The sequence below is a fragment of the Streptomyces varsoviensis genome (genome assembly GCF_000718635.1).
GTDB lineage: Bacteria > Actinomycetota > Actinomycetes > Streptomycetales > Streptomycetaceae > Streptomyces > Streptomyces varsoviensis.
Window position 1 is genome coordinate 84,696 of sequence record NZ_JOBF01000012.1, and the last position, 16,454, is coordinate 101,149.

15 protein-coding genes are annotated in these 16,454 nt (G+C 73.9%); 7 read left to right on the forward strand and 8 right to left on the reverse strand.

Features of this window, described 5'->3' with window-relative positions; all coding sequences use genetic code 11:
- Window positions 1–118: 118 nt before the first annotated feature.
- Window positions 119–1,015 (reverse strand): ABC transporter ATP-binding protein, encoded by an 897-nt coding sequence (locus IF55_RS17795; protein WP_078644603.1) that lies wholly within the window; start codon window positions 1,013–1,015, stop codon window positions 119–121.
- A complete protein-coding gene (locus IF55_RS17800; RefSeq protein ID WP_030882725.1) occupies window positions 988–1,842 on the reverse strand; it encodes an ABC transporter permease in 855 nt (284 codons plus the stop codon). Before IF55_RS17800 ends, IF55_RS17795 begins: the two co-directional genes overlap by 28 nt.
- Before the next feature lie 528 nt (window positions 1,843–2,370).
- Here IF55_RS17800 and IF55_RS17805 point away from each other — a divergent pair.
- Window positions 2,371–2,793 (forward strand): YjbQ family protein, encoded by a 423-nt coding sequence (locus IF55_RS17805; RefSeq protein WP_030882727.1) that lies wholly within the window; start codon window positions 2,371–2,373, stop codon window positions 2,791–2,793.
- Window positions 2,794–2,891: 98 nt separating this feature from the next.
- Here IF55_RS17805 and IF55_RS17810 read toward each other — a convergent pair whose 3' ends face one another.
- The 5 genes from IF55_RS17810 to IF55_RS17830 all read right to left on the reverse strand — a co-directional run bounded on the left by IF55_RS17810 (window position 2,892) and on the right by IF55_RS17830 (window position 8,373).
- A complete protein-coding gene (locus tag IF55_RS17810; RefSeq protein ID WP_030882730.1) occupies window positions 2,892–3,884 on the reverse strand; it encodes a pirin family protein in 993 nt (330 codons plus the stop codon).
- A gap of 419 nt (window positions 3,885–4,303) precedes the next feature.
- Window positions 4,304–5,401, reverse strand: a complete 1,098-nt coding sequence (locus tag IF55_RS17815; protein WP_030882733.1) for an NAD(P)/FAD-dependent oxidoreductase — start codon at window positions 5,399–5,401, stop codon at window positions 4,304–4,306.
- Window positions 5,402–5,588: 187 nt separating this feature from the next.
- Window positions 5,589–7,070, reverse strand: coding sequence for a peptide MFS transporter (locus IF55_RS17820; RefSeq protein ID WP_048832121.1), 1,482 nt, complete (start codon window positions 7,068–7,070; stop codon window positions 5,589–5,591).
- A 72-nt stretch (window positions 7,071–7,142) separates the two neighbouring features.
- The gene (locus IF55_RS17825) at window positions 7,143–7,766 is read right to left on the reverse strand and encodes a helix-turn-helix domain-containing protein (RefSeq protein ID WP_048832122.1); all 624 of its coding nucleotides are present in this window, start codon (window positions 7,764–7,766) and stop codon (window positions 7,143–7,145) included.
- Window positions 7,767–7,977: 211 nt separating this feature from the next.
- On the reverse strand, window positions 7,978–8,373 hold the full coding sequence (locus IF55_RS17830) for a DUF5997 family protein (protein WP_030882742.1): 396 nt from the start codon (window positions 8,371–8,373) through the stop codon (window positions 7,978–7,980).
- A gap of 59 nt (window positions 8,374–8,432) precedes the next feature.
- Here IF55_RS17830 and IF55_RS17835 point away from each other — a divergent pair, with 59 nt between their 5' ends.
- Window positions 8,433–9,245, forward strand: coding sequence for a LysR substrate-binding domain-containing protein (locus tag IF55_RS17835; RefSeq protein WP_030882743.1), 813 nt, complete (start codon window positions 8,433–8,435; stop codon window positions 9,243–9,245).
- Between the two features lie 33 nt (window positions 9,246–9,278).
- Here IF55_RS17835 and IF55_RS17840 read toward each other — a convergent pair whose 3' ends face one another.
- Window positions 9,279–9,860: a TetR/AcrR family transcriptional regulator gene (locus IF55_RS17840; protein ID WP_030882745.1), complete on the reverse strand. Its 582-nt coding sequence runs from the start codon at window positions 9,858–9,860 to the stop codon at window positions 9,279–9,281.
- A 331-nt stretch (window positions 9,861–10,191) separates the two neighbouring features.
- Between IF55_RS17840 and IF55_RS17845 the strand changes: the two genes are divergently transcribed.
- The 5 genes from IF55_RS17845 (at window position 10,192) to IF55_RS17865 (ending at window position 16,185) form a co-directional block, all read left to right on the forward strand.
- Window positions 10,192–10,767, forward strand: coding sequence for a (2Fe-2S)-binding protein (locus IF55_RS17845; protein WP_030882747.1), 576 nt, complete (start codon window positions 10,192–10,194; stop codon window positions 10,765–10,767).
- A complete protein-coding gene (locus IF55_RS17850; protein WP_030882750.1) occupies window positions 10,764–11,756 on the forward strand; it encodes an FAD binding domain-containing protein in 993 nt (330 codons plus the stop codon). The genes IF55_RS17845 and IF55_RS17850 overlap by 4 nt, the downstream gene beginning before the upstream one ends.
- Window positions 11,753–13,885, forward strand: coding sequence for a xanthine dehydrogenase family protein molybdopterin-binding subunit (locus tag IF55_RS17855; RefSeq protein WP_030882753.1), 2,133 nt, complete (start codon window positions 11,753–11,755; stop codon window positions 13,883–13,885). The genes IF55_RS17850 and IF55_RS17855 overlap by 4 nt, the downstream gene beginning before the upstream one ends.
- Window positions 13,886–14,073: 188 nt before the next feature.
- The gene (locus IF55_RS17860; protein WP_030882757.1) at window positions 14,074–15,228 is read left to right on the forward strand and encodes an XdhC family protein; all 1,155 of its coding nucleotides are present in this window, start codon (window positions 14,074–14,076) and stop codon (window positions 15,226–15,228) included.
- Between the two features lie 150 nt (window positions 15,229–15,378).
- Complete coding sequence (locus IF55_RS17865; protein ID WP_030882760.1) at window positions 15,379–16,185, forward strand: hypothetical protein; 807 nt, start codon at window positions 15,379–15,381, stop codon at window positions 16,183–16,185.
- The last annotated feature ends 269 nt before the right edge of the window (window positions 16,186–16,454 follow it).

The window sequence follows — 16,454 nt, forward strand, 5'->3', positions numbered from 1 at the left end:
GCGTGCTGACGTGCGCGTCCTGTGCTGTGCCGGCGTGCTGACGCGTGCGTCCTGTGCTGTGCCGGCGCGCTGATGTGCGCGTCCCGTGTCGTGGTGGCGTGCGCTTTCCGTGCCGCGCTCACGCGGATACCGGCGCCGCTCGCGGGCCGTCAGCGGTCTCGGGTGTGTCGGAGGCCGTCGGGCGGATCAGGCCGCCGTTCGCTTCGGGCGTGGCGGAGGCCGGCTGGCGGGGCGGGCCTCCGTCCGTCTCGGGCGTGTCGCGCGCGCCCGAGACGGCCCCCTCCACGCCGAGCCGCCCGAGGAGTTCGGCGCGCAGGGCCGCGAAGCCCGGCCCGGCGAGGTCGCGCGGGCGCTCCAGGCCCACCGTCCGCTCGTACGCGATCATGCCCCGGTCCATCACCAGTACCCGGTCCGCGAGCAGCAGCGCCTCCTCGACATCGTGCGTGACCAGCAGCACCGCGCAACCGCGCCGCTGCCACAACTCGGCCACCAGGCGCTGCGCCGTGATACGGGTCAACGCGTCCAGCGCGCCGAACGGTTCGTCGAGGAGGAGCAGATCGGGAGCCCGTACCAGGGCGCGGGCGAGCGACGCGCGCTGCGCCTCGCCGCCGGAGAGCGTCGCGGGCCAGGCATCGGTCCGGTGGCCGAGGCCGACCTCCCGCAACGCCTCCTCCGCCCGCGCGCGGTCGGGCCGGCCGGGCAGCCCCAGCAGTACGTTGCGCCACACGCGTTTCCACGGCATCAGCCGGGGCGCCTGGAAGGCGACGGCCCGGCGGCGCGGTACGAACACCTCGCCCGCGATCTCCCGGTCCAGCCCGGCCAGCACCCGCAGCAGCGTCGACTTGCCGCAGCCGCTGCGGCCGAGCAGCGCCACGAACTCGCCCTGCCCCATGGACAGTTCAAGGTGGTCGATGACGGCGCGGTCGCCGAAGGACCTGGTCAGCCCCGAGACCCGAACGGCCGCGGGGCCGGTGCCGGCCGAAGGGGTCACTGGCCCGTGAAGGTCGGTCGCCATTGCAGCAGCAGCCTTTCGAGGGAGCGGACGATGAAATCGGCGACGAGGCCGAGCACGGCGTAGACCACCAGACACACCACGATCACGTCGGTGCGCAGGAATTCCCGCGCCTGGTTCATCAGAAATCCGATGCCGTCATCGGCGTTGATCTGCTCGCCGAAGACCAGCGCGAGCCAGGCGGTGGCGAGGGCGTAGCGCAGCCCGGTCATGGCCCCCGGCAGCGCGCCCGGCAGCACGACATGCCGGACCAGCCCCCACCGGCCGAGCCCCAACGAGTCGCCCGCCTCCACGAGTTGCGGATCGACTCCGCGAATCCCCGCGTAGACGTTGAGGTAGAGGTGGAAGGCGACGCCCAGCGCGATCAGCGCGATCTTCGGCGCCTCGCCGATGCCCAGCCAGATGATGAACAGCGGGATCGCCCCGACCCACGGGATGCTCCGGAGCATCTGCACGGTCGCGTCCAACAGGTCCTCGCCGAGCCGCGACAGCCCGGATACGAGCGCGAGCCCGGTCCCGGCCACCACGCCGACCAGCAGCCCCACGGCGACGCGCCGCACCGAGACCAGCATCGCCGACGGCAGCGTCCCGTCGGCGAGCAGGTCCCGGGCGGTGGCGGCCATCGCCCCCGGCGACCCGAGCGTGTCGGGCCGCAGCACCCCGGTGGCGCTCGCTACCTGCCATGCCACGAGCAGCAGTACGGGGCCCCACGCGCGCCGCAGCCAGCGCGGCGACCACGAGCGGCGCGAACCGAGCGGAACGACACGTTCGAGCGATGGCGGGAGGGGCGGCGGGAGTGAGGTGTCCGGCGGGGCATGACTGACGCTCATCAGGGCTCCGAGGCAGCGGCGGAGTACGCGTCAGCGGCCCTGCCCGGAACGGAACGGGGCACGGCAGCGCGAGACGCGAGGGGAGGACGTACGTAAGGGAGGGGAGGCGCGCGGAGAAGCGCAGCGAGAAACGAGAAAGACGAAAGAGGGGGAGGGGTCAGCGGGCGCGACGACACGCGGCGGAGGCCACCCGCAGCAGGTCGATATGACCGCGCGTGATGAGCCGGGCTGACGTAGACATGCCGTGAACGTAGCCATCCCCGCGCCGCCCCGGCAATGGCCGTCTCACCAGGCGGACCTTTGTTGCGGCGGCCTTACGGGCGTACGTACGGGCCGGCGCATACGTACGTGGAGACGGGGCAGCGCGTACGGGCGTGGGGGCGGCGCGTACGGACGTACGTACAGGTCGGCGCGTACGGGCGTGCTCACCCGGCAGGGCCGGGGCCGCGCTGGGCCGGAGCGGGTCAACCGGTCGAGCGTCGGCGTCGGCGTGTGCGCGAGCGCGGGGGCATGCGTGAGGATGGAGCCATGGCAGACGCTTTCCGGACCAGCACCCTGGACATCACCACCGGCTCCGAGCAGACGGTGTACGACCTGACCGGCGACTGCGAGGCGTTCCTCCGCGACGCGGCGCCCGACCAGGACGGCCTCCTCAACATCTTCGTGCCGCACGCGACCGCCGGCGTCGCGATCCTCGAAACCGGCGCGGGCAGCGACGACGACCTCATCGCGATCCTGCGCGACCTGCTCCCCGCCGACGACCGCTGGCGCCACCGCCACGGCACCCCGGGCCACGGCCGCGACCACGTGCTCCCCGCCCTGGTCGCACCCCACGCGACCCTCCCAGTCCTGGCGGGCCGACTGGCGCTCGGCACCTGGCAGTCGATCTGCCTCGTCGACACCAACGTCGACAATCCGCAGCGCCAGGTACGGCTGAGCTTCCTGGGCTGAGGCGGCCCGGAACCCCTGCCACTTCGGCGGCGCGGGGTCGCGGATTCGCGGGCTGGTGGCGTTTAGGGGTCGCGGTCGGCGGCCTGGGGGTTCCCAGGTCAGCGGGCGCGGCCGCGGGGCTTGAGCGGGGCGTTCGGCAGTTCGGGGGCGGGGAGCGGGGCGCCGTCGTATCCGCTCACCTCGCCGTACCGGCGACCCGCCGCCCAGTCCTCGCGGGCGCGCACGATGTCGTCGTGCGAGCGGCCGACGAAGTTCCACCACATGACGATCTCCTCGCCGAAGGGTTCGCCGCCGAGCAGGACGAGGCGGGCCGGCCCGTCGCCGTCGTTCGTCAGAGTGAGGCGGGGGCGGCCGGGGGAGAGGTAGCCGAGTTCGGCCGGGCGCAGAGGGGTGCCGTCGGCCGTGACCGTACCGCTGTCGACGAGGACGCCGTGTTCGAAGGAGCGGTACGTGTCCAGGGACACGCCGGACCCGGCCGGCACGGTGATCTCCGCGCCCAGCAGGGGCGTGAAGACCCGCACCGGGGAGGACTGGCCGCACAGGTCGCCCAGGAAGACCCGTACGGTCGCGTCCCCGTGCTCGACCGGGGTCGGCACGTAGTGCTGGAAGTCCCGGGGCGCGTCGCGGTGGGCGTCGGGCAGCGCGAGCCACAGTTGCACCCCGTGCAGGATGGTGGTCCGCGGGGTCGACACCTCCGAGTGGCAGATGCCCCGCCCGCCCGTCATCAGATTCAGTTCGCCGGGCCGCACCGTCGCGTGTGTGCCCAGGCTGTCCCGGTGTTCGATCTCGCCGGTGAACAGCCAGCTCACGGTCTGGAGGCCGGTGTGCGGGTGCGGCGCGACGTCCATGCCGCCGGTGACGGCGACGTCGTCGGGGCCGTAGTGGTCCGCGAAGCACCAGGCGCCGATCAGGGAGCGGGCGCGCTGGGGGAGGGTCCGCCGTACGGTCATGGCGCGCGGGCCGCCGAGCGGTACGGCGCGCGGGGTGAGGACTTCGACGCCCGCGGGCCGCTCGTCCGCCGCCGGCTGCGGGTCGGTCGTCGCCTCCCGGCCGCACCGGATCTCGACGGGGCTCGTCTCGGCGTTGCTCATCGGCTGTCCACTCGCTCTCTGCCGCCTGGGCCGCTTCTGCCGCCGCCTGATCTGCGGCGTGGGCGGCTGCCATCAATGGTGGTTTTATCATCAACCATCGTGCGGTGCGGGCGGGGAGCGTCCGCCGCGCGGGACCACGCGCCGCCCGCCGAGCGGCACCGTCGGCTGCCTGGCCGCGTACGGCCGTGACTCGTCCGTACGGTGGTCCGGCGGCGTACGGCCCGTGGTTCGTGCGCCCGGTGACCTGGCCGCGTACGGCCCGTGGCCCATCCCGTACGGCGGCCTGATCGCGTACGGCCCGTGACCCGCCACACCCGCTGCCTGACCGCGTACGGCCCGTGGTCACCCCCTGCGCCCGCGTTCGGCCGCCCCGCGCCAGGGGCGGCCTTCGCGTCCGGCTTCCCCGGCCCCGCCCCCGCTCAGCGCAGCGGGTCGTACGCCGCCAGGTCGATGCCCGGGGCGGCGCGGAGGGCGAGGCGTGCGGCGACCGCTCCGGCGTAGGGGCCGATCGTCAGCCCGGAGGGGCCCAGGCCGTTGGCCACGATCAGGCCGGGGACCTGGGGCACGGGGCCGAGCAGCGGCAGGATGTCGGGGCCCATCGGGCGGAACCCGATGCGGGTCTCCATGTGCGTGGCGTCCGCCAGCCCGGGAGCCACCGCCAGGGCCTCGCCGAGCACCTCCGCCATTCCGGCGGCGGTGACCCGGTGGTCGAAGCCCGTGCCGTCCTCGCGGGTCGCGCCGACCACGACGCGCGAGTTCTCGAACGCCAGCAGGTAGTGCGGTGTGCGCGGCAGCACCACCGGCCAGTCGGCGGTGTCCGCGCCGGGCAGCCGCAGGTGCATGATCTGGCCGCGCTGCGGCGTGACGCGCGCCCGGACGCCGATCGGTTCGAGGAGCCGCGGCGACCAGGCGCCGGCCGCCGCGATCACGGCGTCCGCGCCGATGAACTCCCCGTCGACCCGCACCCCGCGGACCCCGCCGTCGACGACGATCGCGGCCGTGCCCTCGACGGTCCGGGCGCCGCGCCGGACGGCGGCGCGGCGCAGCGCGTCACGGACCGCGCGGCCGTCCAGGCGCGCCGCGCCCGGCAGGTGGACGGCCGGGCCGTCGTGGGCGAGGGGCGGGAACAGCTCGCGGGCCCGGCGGGCGCTGACCAGCTCCGCGTCCCCGGCCATGGGGGACTTCGCGGCGCGCTCCGCGACGAGCCGCAGCGCGTCCTCGGCCTCGGCCTCGGTGACCAGCCGCAGCGCCCCGACCCGCCGGTAGCCGAATTCGGTCTCCCCGTCGGCGGCCAGCGAGGCCAGCAGTTCCGGGTAGTGCTCCGCTCCGGCGACGGCGATTCGGTGCCAGTCCGGGTCCTCCACGCGGGACGACCACGGGCAGACGATGCCCGCTCCGGCCGATGTCGCGCGGCCCGGGGCCGTCGAGTCCACCAGGACCACGTCCGCTCCGGCCCGGGTGAGTTCGTAGCCGGCCGCCGCGCCGACGATGCCGCTGCCCACGATCACCACTCGCATGTCTCGCTCCTCCTGGTTCGGATGTGCTGCGCTTCGTTTCTTCCCGCCAGTTCTTCTCGCCGCGTCGCCTGGCCGCGTCTCCTCGCCCCTGCCTCGCCGCGCTCCCTCTCCCGCGTCTCCTCGCCCCCTCCTCGCCGCCCCCCCCCGCGCTCCCTCCCCACGTCTTCTCACCGTGCGGCGCTTTCTCTCACCGCACATCGCCCATGCGCCGCTGTATCCACGGAGATATCAGGTGCATGACAATGCCGGTCCCCATCACCGCGCCCCCGACCCCGGCGAAGTAGGCGATCTCGGTCGTCGGGCGGTAGAGCTGGACCAACTGCGCGTTGATGCCGCCGGCCGCGGCGGGGGCCAGGAACCACAGGCTCATCATCTGGGCGAGGAAGGCCCGCGGCGCGAGCCGGGTCGTGGCCGAGAGGCCGACCGGCGACAGGCACATGGACCCGCAGATCACCACGGCGTAGCTGGCCACCAGCCACCACGGGCTGGCGAGCGCGTCCACGCCGTGCAGCAGGCCGGGCCCGGCCATCAGCACGAACGAGGCGCCGCCGAGCAGCAGTCCGGTGGCGAACTTGCGCGGCGTGGCGGGCTGCCGGTTCCCGAGCGCGAGCCACAGCCACGCGAAGACCGGGGCCAGGACGAGCGTCGCGACCGGGTTCAGCGACTGGAACCACGAGGACGGCACCGTGAGCCCGAAGATCTCCAAGTCGGTCCGCTTGTCGGCGAACTGCGCGAGCACGGAACTCGTCTGCTCGTTGACCACCGAGTAGCACACCGCGCCGACGAACAGCGGGATGTAGGCGATCAGCCGGGACCGCTCCGCGGCATCGGTGTGCGGGCTGCGCAGCATCATGATCACGTACGGCACCGGCAGCACCACCGTCAGCACGGTCACGACATTGACCAGGGCGGGGACGGTCAGATTCCCCGTGGCCCCGAGTGCCGCGACCACGACGGCCGCCACCCCGGCGCCCGCCGCCGCGCGCGCCGTCACCCGGCGCCGCTCATCGGCGCGCAGCGGATTCGTCGGTACGTCCCCGGCCGCGCCCAGCCGCGGCCGGCCCCGCGCGTACGCCATCAGCCCCGCTGCCATGCCGACGGCCGCGAGCCCGAAGCCGAGGTGGTAGTCGACGCGCTGCCCGAGGGTGCCCACGAGATACGGCGCGATGAAGGCGCCCAGGTTGATGCCCATGTAGTAGAGGGAGAACCCGGCGTCGCGGCGGTTGTCGTCCGGTGCGTACAACTCGCCCACCAGGCTCGACACGTTCGGCTTCAGCAGCCCGGTGCCGACCACGATCAGCACCATCGACACGAGCAGCGCCGCCACGCCGCCGGGCAGCGCCAGGACCAGATGCCCGCACATGATCAGCAGGCCGCCCAGCAGGACCGCGCGGCGCATGCCGAGCAGCCGGTCGGCCACCCAGCCGCCCAGGACGCCGGACATGAACGCCAGGGCGCCGTAGCTCGACACCAGCGCCGCCGACGTCGGTTTGGCCAGCCCGAGGCCGCCGTCGGCGGTCCGGTCGTACAGGTAGTAGAGCAGGATCGCGGACATCCCGTAGTAGGAGAACCGTTCCCACATCTCGACGAAGAACAGCGTGGCCAGGCCGCGTGGGTGGCCGAAGAATCCTCGGTCGCGGCTCGGGGGAGCCGTCGTCAACTCGCTCATGGCCGCCTCTCGGTGAGTGGCGCGTACCGGTAGCAGTGAGGTGAAAGGTGAGAAGAGAGTGCGTGGCAGGGGTCAGTGGAGCGCGCCGTCGGGCCGCCGCAGCAGCGGGCGGTCCACCGCCCAGATGACCTCGGCGATGCCGGGGCCCCGGTTGTGGACGGCGTGCGGGACACGGGACTTGAAGTGGATCGAGTCGCCGGCGGCCAGCACCGCCGTCTCGTCCGGCAGCGAGAACGCCAGCTCGCCGCGGAGCACGTAGCAGAATTCCTCGCCGTCGTGCTGGGTGACCGGTGACGGCTCGGCGGTCGGGCGGACCTGGGTGGCCAGCACTTCGAGGCGCTGGTCGGGCAGGTCCGCGGTCAGTACGCGGTGCTCGCGCTCGCCGGTCACCACGCGCAGGGCGTCGGGGTCGGCTCCCCGGGTGATCGCGTACGCGTGCCGGCTCCGGCGGCCGGCCGTGCCCAGCAGCTCGACCGCGTCCACCTCCAGCGCGCCGGCCAGCGCGAACAACGAGGTCAGCGAGATGGAGTTGATGCCGCGCTCGGCCAGGGAGAGGAAGCCCGCCGACAGCCCGCAGTGGTCCGCCAGCTCCCGCAGCGTCAGCCCGCGTTCCGTGCGGAGCCGCTTGATCTCCGCTCCCACCTGCTGGGCCTTGCTGTCGGCCGCCGGTCCGGCCGGACGCGCGTCGTCCACCACGTCCCCGCCCCTTCCTTCGGGTACCGGGAGTTTAGTCACACCAAACAGAAACGTTCAATACTGAAACGCCCGCCACATGCGTGCCCTACGTGTCGCGCGTGCTCGTACGCGCCGTACGCACGAGAACACCCCCGGCCGGCGGCCGGGGGTGCGGGTGGTGCCGCCCGGCCGTATCGACGTACGGCCGGGCAGGCCGAGGGGGGAGTGGCGGTCAGCTCTGCTGCTCGTCGCGCTCCGCCGCCTTCTTGGCCTTGATCCGCGCGTTCTCCTTGCGGACCTCGGCCTGGGTGGCGCGCTCGTGCTGGAGCCATTCGGGCAGCTCCTGCTTGAGCGCGTCGATCTGCTCCGTGGTGAGGGCTTCCGTGACCCCGCCGCGCGCGAGCCCCGAGATGGAGACGCCGAGCTTCGCCGCGACCACCGGCCGGGGGTGCGGGCCGTCGCGCCGCAGCTCCAGCAGCCACTGGGGCGGGTCGGCCTGCAGGGCGTTCAGCTCGGCGCGCGAGACGACACCCTCTTGGAACTCGGCGGGGGTGGCCTCTAGGTACACACCCAGCTTCTTCGCCGCGGTCGCGGGCTTCATGGTCTGGGTGGTCTGGTGCGACTTCATGGTCCCCAGGGTATCGATCGTGTGCGCTACCGCCGACCAGGAGCCGGTAGCCTGACCTGGTGACCGGCGCCCAGACACCCTCTTCCTTCCAGCTCGCGTACGTACCGGGGGTGACGCCCGCCAAGTGGGTGCGGATCTGGCACGAGCGGCTGCCGGACGTCCCGCTGTCCCTGGTCCAGGTGGCCGCCGCCGACGCCTGCGGGGTGCTGCGGGACGGCGGCGCGGACGCGGCCTTCGTGCGGCTGCCGGTCGACGGTACGGACCTCAGCGCGATCCCGCTCTACACCGAGACGACGGTCGTCGTCGTGCCGAAGGACCACGTGGTCGCGGCGGTGGACGAGGTGTCCCCCGCGGAACTGGCCGACGAGATCGTGCTGCATCCCCTCGACGACACCCTCGACTGGGAGCGGCGGCCGGGGCAGCCCGCCAAGGACCGCCCCGCCACGACGGCGGACGCGATCGAGCTGGTGGCGGCGGGGGTCGGGCTGCTGGTCGTGCCGCAGTCGCTCGCCCGGCTGCACCACCGCAAGGACCTGACCTACCGGCCGCTCACGGACGCCCCTCAGTCGCGGGTGGCGCTGTCGTGGCCGCAGGAGAAGACCACGGATCTCGTGGAGGACTTCATCGGGATCGTCCGCGGCCGGACCGTCAACAGCACCCGGGGCCGGACGCAGGCCGCGGCCCAGCAGTCGAAGAAGGCCAGGCGCCCGGAGGGCGAGGGGGCACGCCGTAAGCCCGCGGGCGGCACGCCCGCGGCCAGGCCGGCGGGGGGCAGTCCAAGGGGCGGCAGCGGCGGCAGGCCCGGTACGGGAGGCAAGTCCCCGAAGGGAAACAAGGGGAGCAAGGGCGGCAAGCCCCGTCGGCGGTCGTAGCCGACCGGTCACGCCCGCACACCGCCTCCTAGCTCACTGCCCGCCGGGTGCCCCGGCCCGCAGTCCGTCCATGACCAGGTCCAGGAGCCGGGTGGCGCGGGTCTCCCAGTCGCCGTGCGGGTCGATCTGCCAGAGGCCGGCGATGGCGAGCATGAAGTCCTCGGGGGTGACCCCCGGGCGGATGGTGCCGGCCTTGTGGTTCGCCCGCAGCAGGCACGTGACGGCCGAGGTGATGGGGCCGTAGCCCAGACCGGCGAGGGTGCCGCAGCCGCTGGTGGCCTTGCGCAGCGCGTCGGCGAGACCGGCCTTGACCATGGCGTACTGGGCGAGCTGGGCCATCCACTCGCGCAGCGCCTGGTCGGGGGCGTGGTCCGCCAGCAACTGGGCCGCGGCGTCGGCGACCTGCTGGACCCCGTACTGGTAGACCTCCAGCACGAGGGACTGGCGGTTGGGGAAGTTGCGGTAGAACGTGCCCTGGCCGACGCCGGCCTTCTTCGCGATGGCGCTCAGCGGGACGTCGCCCGAGCGCGTCAGCTCCTCCAGCGCCACGGTCAGGATGCGCTCGCGATTCCGTTGCGCGTCCGAGCGCAGCGGCGCGTCTTTTCTCTCCTGCACTCGCCCTCCTCCCCGGAGTCACGGCTTCCCGGTCGCGTCGATCACGGTCAGCGCACCCGCCGAAATCCCGGCTTCCCGGAATCACGGCTGGAACCGCCTTGTTAAGCGGACAACTGTCCGTTAGGTTGAAGCCCAACGGACAAGTGTCCACTTAGGTCCACCTTAGCGGCATCCACGACCGGTGGCGATCGTGGCCGGTCGTACCGTCGCCGGTCGCGTCGCAGGTGGCCGGGGCTCCGGAACCGCCCGGCCGCCCGTCCGACCACGCCGGGACCAGGGGGCCGCGCCCCGAGACCCCGCCGCGTACCGCATACGCGAAAGAAGGCTGATCATGGCCCTACCGACGACCAGTGCCATAACCCTGAACATCAACGGCGAGAAGCACAGCCTGCCCGTGGACCACCGCACCACCCTGCTCGACGCGCTGCGCGAGCGACTCGATCTGACCGGTACGAAGAAGGGCTGCGACCAGGGCCAGTGCGGCGCCTGCACGGTGCTGATGGACGGCCGCCGGGCCGTCTCCTGCCTCCAGCTCGCCGTCGCCGCCGAGGGGCGCGAGATCACCACCATCGAGGGCGTCGCGGACGGCGACACGCTGCACCCGGTGCAGCAGGCATTCATCGACCTCGACGGCTATCAGTGCGGCTACTGCACGCCCGGACAGATATGTTCCGCCCTCGGCGTGATCGAGGAGCACGCCGCGGGATGGCCGAGCGCGGTCACCGCCGACGTGCGGCCCGAAGCGGGGCCGCCGCCGCTCACCGCGGAGGAGATCAGCGAGCGGATGAGCGGCAACCTCTGCCGCTGCGGCGCGTACGCGTCGATCGTACGGGCGGTCGCCCGGGCGGCCGGCGTCGAGACGGACGGCGCCCATACCGCCACGGAGGACAAGGAGACGGCGGCATGAGGGAATTCGGCTACCAGCGGGTCCACGACGTCTCCGGCGCGGTCGCGCTGCGCGGCGCGGACCCCGAGGCGCGCTACCTCGGCGGCGGCACCAACCTCGTCGACCTGATGAAGACCGGCGTCGAGCGGCCCGCGCACCTCATCGACGTGCGCGAACTCCCCCTCGGCCGCATCGAGTCCACCCCGGACGGCGGACTGCGCGTCGGCGCCACCGTCACCAACAGCGAACTGGCCGCCCACCCCGAGGTGCGGCGCGCCTACCCGGCGTTGGCGCAGGCCGTCCTCGCGGGCGCCTCGGGCCAACTGCGCAACATGGCGACGGTCGGCGGAAACCTGCTCCAGCGCACCCGCTGCGGCTACTTCGCCGACACGACCCAGCCCTGCAACAAGCGCGCCCCCGGCAGCGGTTGCCCCGCCATCGAGGGCGAACACCACAACCACGCCATCCTGGGCGCCTCCGCGCACTGCGTGGCCACCCACCCCTCCGACATGGGCGTGGCGCTCGCCGCCTTCGACGCCGTCGTCCACTACGAAACGGCGGACGGGCCGGGCGAGTTGCCGCTCGCCGAGTTCTACCTGCCCGTGGGGGACACCCCGCACCTGGAGACCGCCCTGCCCTCCGGCGCGCTGATCACCGGCATCACCCTGCCGCCGGCCCCCGTCGCCGCCGTCTCCCGCTACCGCAAGGTCCGCGAGCGCGCCTCGTACGCCTTCGCCATCGGCTCGATCGCCGCCGCCCTCGACGTCGAGGACGGGACCGTACGCGAGGTGCGCCTCGCCTTCGGGGCCGTCGCGTCCCGGCCGTGGCGCGCCCGTACGGCCGAACAGGCACTGACCGGGGGCCCGGCGACCGCCGCCGCGTTCGCCGCCGCCGCGGACGCCGAACTGGCCGCCGCCGAGCCGCTGCCCCACAACGGATACAAGGTGACACTGATGCGCAACCTCGCCGTCGCCGTCCTGACCGAACTCGCCGAGGAGGCCGCCCGATGACCGTGACGACGGGAACCACGGCGGTCACGGGCGCCGTCGGCACCGCCCACACCCGGGTGGAGGGCCGCGACAAGGTCACCGGGGCGGCCCGGTACGCCGGGGAGATCCCCTTCGCCGACCTCGCCCACGGCTGGCTGGTGCTGTCCACCGTGGCCCGCGGCCGGGTCCGCGCCGTGGAGACCGGGCCCGTGCTCGCGATGCCCGGCGTCCTCGCCGTGCTGCACCACGGCAACGCCCCGCGCGTCGAGTCGGAGTACATGGGCCCCCTGGGGCCGCCCGACCCGATCCTCCAGGTCTTCCAGCACGACCGGGTGCCGCACTTCAACTGGCCGGTGGCGCTCGTCGTCGCCGAGACCTCCGAGCAGGCGCGGGAGGCCGCCGAGGCGCTGACCGTCCAGTACGACGAGGAGCCGCACGACGTGGCCTTCTCGGCGGACCACCCCGGCCTCTACACGCCGGGCGAGATCATGGGGCAGGCGCCGGACACCGAGAAGGGGGACCTCGAAGAGCGGCTGGCCGCGTCCGCGGTCGTGGTGGACGAGCGGTACACCACGCCCGAGGAGCACCACAACCCGATGGAGCCGCACGCGGCGACGGCGTGCTGGGACGGCGGCCGGCTCGAAGTCGTCGACTCCAACCAGGGCAGCACGCTCGTGGCGCAGGAGCTCGCGCACCTCTTCTCCCTCGACGCCAAGTCCGTGCGCGTACGGTCGGAGCACGTCGGCGGCGGCTTCGGCTCCAAGGCGGTCCGCCCGCACCAGGTGGCCGCGGTGATGGCGGCGACCATGCTGCACCGCCCGGTCCGCGTCGTGCTGACCCGACGTCAGATGTTCTCGCTCGTCGGCTACCGCAGCCCCACCGAGCAGCACATCCGGCTCGGCGCCGACGCCGACGGGCGGCTGCTGGCCCTCGATCACCAGGCGTTCTCCCTCACCTCGACGTTCCGCGAGTTCGTCGAGTTCAGCGGCGGCGTATCGCGCGTCATGTACGACGCCGAGGCGCACCGCACCGCACACCGCCTCGTACGGCTCGACATGCCCACGCCGAGCTGGATGCGCGCGCCGGGCGAGGCGCCCGGCTCCTTCGCGATGGAGTCCGCCGTCGACGAACTCGCCGAGCGGTGCGGCATCGACCCGATCGAGCTGCGGGTGCGCAACGAACCGGCGGCCGGACCCGTCTCCGGGCTGCCCTTCGCCACCCGCCGGGTGCTCGACTGCTTCGAGAAGGGCGCCCGCAGGTTCGGCTGGGCGGACCGCGACCCGCGCCCCGGCGTGCGCCGGGACGGGCGCTGGCTGCTCGGGACCGGCACGGCCGCCGGGTCGTTCCCGGTCCTCGCCGCTCCGTCCTCGGCCGCCGTCACGGCGGAGGCGGACGGCGCCTTCACCGTACGGATCACCGCCGCGGACATCGGGACCGGGGCGCGTACGGCGCTGACCCTCATCGCCGCCGACGCGCTGGAGGTCGCCCCGGACCGCGTCCGCGTGCAGATCGGCGACAGCGACTTCGGGCCGGCGACCCTCGCCGGCGGCTCCATGGGCACCCGCTCCTGGGGCTGGGCCGTCACCCGGGCGGCGGGCGAACTGCGCGAGCAACTGGCCCTGGGCGGCACCATTCCCCCGCAGGGCATCACCGTGCGGGCCGACACCTCCGAGGTGATCGGCGCGCTGGCGGCCAAGGAACGGCACTCCTTCGGCGCCCAGTTCGCCGAGGTCGCCGTGGACGTCGCCAGCGGCGAGGTGCGCGTCCGGCGGATGCTCGGGGTCTTCGCCGCGGGCAAGATCGTCAACCCGCTGACCGCGCGCGGCCAGCTCGTCGGCGGCATGATCTGGGGGCTGTCCATGGCCCTGCACGAGGAAGCCGTACGGGACCGCGCGTCGGGCGCCGTCGTCGGCGCCGACCTCGCGGGCTACCACTTCTCCGCGAACGCCGACATCCCGCACATCGAGGCGGACTGGGTGGACGACCCCGACCCCGACGACCCGGTCGGCATCAAGGGCATCGGCGAGGTCGGCATCGTCGGCGCCGCGGCGGCCATCGCCAACGCCGTCTGGCACGCCACCGGCGTACGCCACCGCAACCTGCCGATCCGCCCCGACCGCGTCATCGCCGCGGGCGGCGGGGCCGCCTGAGCCCCGGCGGGAAGTGGGACGGGAGCGTTTGAGACACGGGCGGGGCGGGGCCGCGTAACACCGGGCGGGGCGGGGCCGGTCGGGCCTTTGGCCCGGCGAGGCCGTCGGTGGTCGCGCCCCGCCCCGTTCCCTGTCTCGCCCCGCCCCACCCCACACCCGCGTCCGGCCCGTACCGAGAGGAGACCGAGATGCTGGACATCGCCGACGAGCTGAACCAATGGGTCAAGGAGGGCCGCGACTTCGCCGTCGCCACCGTCGTGGCCGTCGAGGGCAGCGCGCCCCGGACGCCCGGAGCCGCGCTCGCCGTCGACGGCGACGGCGTCGTCATCGGCTCCGTCTCCGGCGGCTGCGTGGAAGGCGCGGTGTACGAACTGTGCGTACAGGCCCTCCAGGACGGCGAACCGGTCCTGGAACGGTTCGGCTACAGCGCCGAGGACGCCTTCGCCGTGGGCCTGACCTGCGGCGGCGTCATCGAGGTCCTGGTCACCCCGGTGGCCGCGCACGCGCCCGGCCGCCAGGTGTTCGCGGCGGCGCTGGCCGCCGCCGCGCGCGGCGCGACGACGGCCCTCGTCCGCGTCGCCCGCGGCACCGCCGGGACACCGCCCGGCGGCGCGCTGCTCGTCCACCCCGACGGCACGTACGAGGGCGGCCTCGACGGAGCCCCGGAGCTGGACCGTACGGCGGCGGCGGAGGCCCGCGCCCTGCTCGCCGCGGGCCGCACCGGCACGGTCGATGTCGGGGCGGCCGGCCGCCACTGCGAGCCCGACACGACCCTGCTCGTCGAGTCGAGCGTGCCGCCGCCCCGCATGATCGTCTTCGGTGCGGTGGACTTCGCCTCGGCCCTCGTGCGGACGGGCAAGTTCCTCGGCTACCACGTGACCGTGTGCGACGCCCGGCCCGTCTTCGCCACCCGTGTCCGCTTCCCCGAAGCCGACGACATCGTGGTCGAATGGCCGCACCGCTACCTCCAGCGCACCGCCACCGACGGCCGCACCGTCCTGTGCGTGCTGACCCACGACGCCAAGTTCGACGTCCCCCTGCTGGAGACGGCCCTGCGGCTGCCGGTCGCCTTCGTCGGCGCGATGGGCTCGCGCCGCACCCACGAGGACCGCGACCGCCGCCTCCGCGACGTCGGCGTCACCGAAGCCGAACTGTCCCGGCTCCACTCACCCATCGGCCTCGACCTCGGCGCCCGCACGCCCGAGGAGACCGCCCTCTCCATCGCCGCCGAGATCGTCGCCGCCAGAGAGGGGGGCACGGGCCGCCCCCTCACCGGCGCGCACACCCCCATCCACCGCGCCCCGGCACCCGGCGGGGTGGGGGCGAACGTGGCGGCGGCCTGACGGTCGCGGTCGGCATCGGAGAGGGTCGTGCCCGCCGCCGGTACTCGGTGATCGCCGGGCATTCCGTGCGGGAGATCGCCGGGTTACGGTGAAGATCCCTGGCGGAGGCCGGTGCAGCAGCGGCCGTGAGAGCCCATACAGGAGAGACGGATGACTCTTCCCCCGGCCGCGACCGAGACGTTCGAGGAGTTCCTGGCACGACTCCAGAGTGGGCGAGCCGGGCATGAAGGGTTTCCGGCCGGCTCGTACGACGGTGCTCCCCCGCCCTGGTACGCGCAGGTCATCGGCGTGCTCTTCGAGGGGCAGGAGGCGGCGACGGCAGTGGCGTGGGCCCGCCGGGTGCACGGCGAACTCGGCCGCCTCGGGGGCGAGGTGCCCTTCGCGGTGGTGCACGACTGGCACGCGGGCACGGTGGCGCCGATGCTGGCGGCGGCCGCCGCACGGCGCGGCGACGACGCCGGGGGGCAGGAGGCGGTGTGCGCGCTGCACGTACGGGCGCTGGCGGGGGAGCGGGTCGCGGCGAAGGCGTGGGAGGCGGCGCTCGGGGCGGCCCTGCCGGACCTCTACCGGCACGCGTACGCCTACGACGAGGCGTACGCCACGGCCTCCGCCGACGCCCACGCCTACGCGATGGCCAACGACTACGGCGAGCGGAAGGCCGCCGAGTTCGCCGACGGCTACGCGAAGCTCAGCACCGGCGCCAACGCCCGTTCCTACGCCGCCGCCAACGCGCTGGCGAACGCGCGGGCCGCCGCCCTCGCCTACGCGTCGGCGGACGCGCACGCCTACGCCGAGACGTACCCCTTCGCGTACGTACGCGCCTGCGTCCTGGCCCTCGCGGACCGGGAGGAGGCCGAGGACCGGGACGGCGCCGCGGACCGGGACGGGCGGCGCCGGGAGGTCTGCGCCCGGCTGGCCGCCGGACTGGCCGACAGCCTGGGCCGGGCGGCGGCCTAAAGTCGTGGCGTTATCGGACTGGCCCCGGGGGCCGGAGCCTGAGGTTTCCCAGGACCGGGGAGCCGGCGTTTCCCCAGATCACACAGCTGGTGCCGTGGGAGCGGCACGAGGGAAGTCGAGCAATGGTCGCTGGCTGTGCTTCTTCCTTCTGCTGGTACCAGTGGTTCGCACGGCGCGGCACTGTAAATGCGACCGCTCCGGGGCTCTGCTCCGACGACCGGCCGGAGAAGGGGCCAGTCGAAAGCCTTCTGCCCCCACCGTCCTGCTGG